2 protein-coding genes and 1 pseudogene are annotated in these 3,946 nt (G+C 74.7%); all 3 read right to left on the reverse strand.

Annotated elements, in window-relative coordinates; all coding sequences use genetic code 11:
* Positions 1–422 (reverse strand): annotated as a pseudogene (locus ACFU99_RS36225) (GNAT family N-acetyltransferase); the annotation flags it as partial.
* Positions 415–1,650 (reverse strand): M20/M25/M40 family metallo-hydrolase, encoded by a 1,236-nt coding sequence (locus ACFU99_RS36230; RefSeq protein ID WP_384400655.1) that lies wholly within the window; start codon positions 1,648–1,650, stop codon positions 415–417. The pseudogene ACFU99_RS36225 and the gene ACFU99_RS36230, both read right to left, overlap by 8 nt.
* 1 nt (position 1,651) lies before the next feature.
* Positions 1,652–3,946: serine hydrolase (locus ACFU99_RS36235; RefSeq protein WP_384400658.1), on the reverse strand; the 2,295-nt coding region annotated here is incomplete at its 5' end.

The following is a 3,946-nucleotide window of genomic DNA, read 5'->3' on the forward strand; positions in this document are numbered from 1 at the left end:
TCGCGCCGCAGCGCCCACGCCCGCTGGTGCAGTTTCAGGGCGAACCCGACGTGGCGGCCGTGCATCTCGTCCGCCACTCCGGCGATATGGCTGTGCAGCGCCCGGTCGGCGGGCGGCGCGAAGAACCCGACGCAGGCCCCGACGAGCCGCCCGCCGTCGAGCGTGCCGTCGAAGGCGCCGGCGACGTAGCTGCCCGCCTTCGACAGGGCGCGCAGCAGCTCGGCCGTGATCGGCGGAACCTTCCCGTCGGGCCGCCAGATCCGTTCGTAGAGCCGCTGTACGGACTCCAGTTCGGCCAGCGTGGACAGGGCGCGGATGGGGGTACGGGACGCGCGGGCCGCCGCCTGGGCCGCGGCCAGGGCCTCGTCGGTCCCGCCGCACGCGCCGGCGGCGCGGCTCGGGTCGCTCGACAGATCAATCACAGGCGTCATCTTCTTCGTCGTGTGCGTCACGGGACTGCGCCAGGAGGTCTCGCAGCAGCGCCGTGAGCAGGGCGGTACGCCGGGGCAGCTCGGCCGTCCCGACGTGTTCGTGATCGGCGTGGGCGCCGCCGCCGACCGCGCCCAGACCGTCCAGGGTGGGCGTGCCGACGCCCGCGGTGAAGTTGCCGTCCGACGCGCCGCCGACGGCGACCGAGGCGAGCGGACCGATGCCCAGCCCGTCCGCGAGCCGGGCGGCGCGGGCGAACAGATCGCGGGACGCGGCGCCGGGCAGCGGCGGGCGGTTGGGACCGCCCGACACCTCGACCTCCGCGCCGGGCAGGACCGGCCGCAGCGCCCGCATCGCGCGGTCGACCCGGTCCTGCTCGGCGGCGTCGCGCACCCGCACGTCGACCGCGAACAGCCCCTGCGCGGGGACGGTGTTGGACGTGGTGCCCGCGGCGAGCAGCGTCGGCGTGACGGTCGTGCCGGCCGCGGCGTCGCCGAGCGCGGCGACGGCGAGGATCTGGTGCGCCGCCTCGACGCTCGCGTTCACGCCGAGGTGCGGTTCGAGCCCGGCGTGCGCCGCCCGGCCCCGCACCGCCACCTCGTACAGCGAGACGCCCTTGCGCTCCGTCTTGAGCGCCCCGCCGTCCGCCGACGCCTCCAGCACCAGCGCGGCGACGCAGCCCCGCGCCTCCTCCTCGATGAGCGCGCGGGACGAGGGCGAGCCCAGCTCCTCGTCGCCGGTGATCAGCACCGTGACGCCGTCCGCGCCGCCGGCAGCAGGGCCGAGCGCGGCGACGGCATGGAAGGCCATCACCACACCGGCCTTCATATCGAAGCAGCCGGGCCCGCGCAGCACCCCGTCCTCGATGCCGAACGGATGGGTGGCCAGCGATCCGATGGGCCACACCGTGTCGTGGTGCCCGAGGACCAGGACGCGGCGCGGGCCGTCGCCGAGCCGCCAGCGCAGATGGACGCGCCCGTCGAGAACGATGCGCTCGGGCTCGGCCGCCAGATATCCGGCCCCCATCGCGGCCACCAGATCGGCGCTGCGCGCCACCGCCGCCAGGTCGGCGGATGGCGACTCGCAGCGCACCAGCGCCTCGATGTCGGCGAGGACGCGCGGCAGCGCCGCTTCGAAGCGGGCGACGGAGGCGGCCGGGGGAGCGCCGCGCGGAGCGACGCGGGCGTCGGCGACGTCCGTACGGGAGTCGTCAGCAGCCATGTCAGCCGACCTTCGGGGTGGCGCGGACGCCGTAGTGGACATAGTGCTCACCGGTCTCCAGCGTGTAGAAGGTGACCGGCACCCAGGTCTTCGTGCCGGGCATCAGGAAGACGAACTTCCCCTCGCCGACCGGCACGAGTTCGGCGTCCCGCGCGGGCGACGTCTCGTACGCGGCGAGCGGGCCCGTCACCGTATGACGCAACGTCAATTTCCCCTCCTCATAGGTGATATCGGCGCGCGCACCGGCCCGCTCGTACACGCCCGCGTGCCGCGCGGCGTCGACGGCGGGCGGCCGGCCGGCGGGGGAGGGCGGAGCGGGCACGGTCACGCCCGCGACCTCCGCGAAGATCTCCTGGAACAGCTCCTGGTACAGGTCGCGCGCGTTGCCGCCGTTGGTCAGCAGGGTCACCGCGATCCCCTGGTCGGGCAGGACGCGCAGGAACGCCGACTGGCCGATGGTGTTGCCGTCGTGCCCGTACAGCCGCTGCCCGTCCCAGCCGAACCGGATCCAGCCCAGCCCCCACGAGTCGCCCAGCGTGTCCCGGTCCGGGAGGTCGGCCTGGTGCGCGGCCATCGCCGCCGCGCTCTCGGCGCTCAGCACCCGCTCGCCGTCCGGGCCGACGCCGCCCGTCAGATGCAGCCGCGCGAAGGCCAGCACGTCCGCGGTCGCGGCGGTGATCAGCCCGGCGGGCCCGGCCGAGCGGGGCAGCCCCCAGGTCGTGGCGGGCGCGAAGTCCCCTCCGTTCTCGGCGACATGCCCGACCGCGGCCCGCAGCAGCAGCGCCTCCTCCGGGAGCGTCACCGCGCCGGTCAGGCCCAGCGGCGTGAACAGCCGCTCGCGCAGCGCCCGGTCCCACGTCAGCCCCGTCAGCTTCTCGACGACCCGCCCGGCCAGACTGAACCCCGAGTTGCAGTACGAGAACGTCCCGCCGAGCGGATGGTTCTGCGCGGCCTCCTCCAGCAGCTCGGTGTAGCGCTCCAGGCAGTCGTCGCCGCGCCCGGTGTCGGTGAACACGTCGCCGTCGATGCCGCTGGTGTGGGTCAGCAGATGACGCATCGTCACCTGCTTGGCGACGCCGGGGTCCGCGAGCCGCAGCTCCGGCAGCACGTCCACGAGCGGCGCGTCGAGATCCAGCTTCCCCTCGTCGACGAGCTGCATGACGAGCGTCGCCGTCCAGACCTTCGTGATGGACCCGATCTGGAAGACCGAGTCGTCGGTGACGTCGACGCCGGTGGCGGTGGACAGGACCCCGTGGTGGGCCCGGACCGTCTCATCGGCCACGGCGCCGTCCGCCGAACCGAGCCGCAGAACGCCCAGCGCCGCGCCCGGCACCCGGTGCGCCTTCGCGAGCCGGGCCAGCCGCCGCTGCCAGTGCGCCCCGTCCAGCGGCGCCTTGCGCGGCCGCCCAGGCTCCCCGGCGTACCGCTCCACCCAGTCCACGACGCGCTGGTTGAAGTCCGCCCGGTGGGAGGGCGGCCCGTCCAGCGGGAACATGTGCGTACCGCCCGGATACAGCACCAGCTCCGTGGGCACGCGCCGGGAGCGCAGCGCGTTGAACCACTGCTCGGCCTGGCCGACGGGGCAGCGGACGTCCTCGCCGCCCTGCACGATCAGCGTCGGCGTCGTCACGTCCTCGACCCGGCTCAGCGGCGACTGACGCGCGTAGTGCTCGCGCTCCTCCCACGGCGTCCCGCCCAGCTCGGCCAGGCCCAGCAGGTGCGCGGCGTCCGACGTTCCGGCCATGCTCGTCAGGTCGGTCACCACACCGCCCCCGACCGCCGCCGCGAACCGGCCGTCGCGGCTGGTCAGATAGCAGGTCATGAATCCGCCGTAGCTGTATCCGGTGACCGCGAGCCGCCGCGGGTCGGCGATGCCCTCGGCGACGAGTTCGTCGAGGGGCTCGGTGAGGTCCGCGGCGTCGGAGATCCCCCACCCGCCGAGCACGGCGGTGAAGAACTCCTCGCCGTAGCCGTCGCTGCCGCGCGGGTTGAGCATCAGCACCGTCCAGCCGCGCTCGGCGAGCACCTGGTGGTAGAGGTGGAAGGGATCGGCCGCGCCGTACCACCCGTTGTGCGGGCCGCCGTGCACGTCCAGCAGCAGCGGCCCCGGCCCGCTCCGGTCCGGGTCCCGCAACAGCCAGCCGTGCACCGCCGTGCCGTCCGACACGGTGAACTCCCGCTCCTCCCGCACGTACAGGGCGACGTCGGACATGCCGTGCGCCGTGCGTACGCGGGTCGCGCCGGAGGCGAGGTCGACGGTGGCGACCTCGCCGTACGAGTCCGCGGTGGCCAGCAC

Source organism: Streptomyces sp. NPDC057654, assembly GCF_042800135.1.
Classification (GTDB): Bacteria; Actinomycetota; Actinomycetes; order Streptomycetales; family Streptomycetaceae; genus Streptomyces.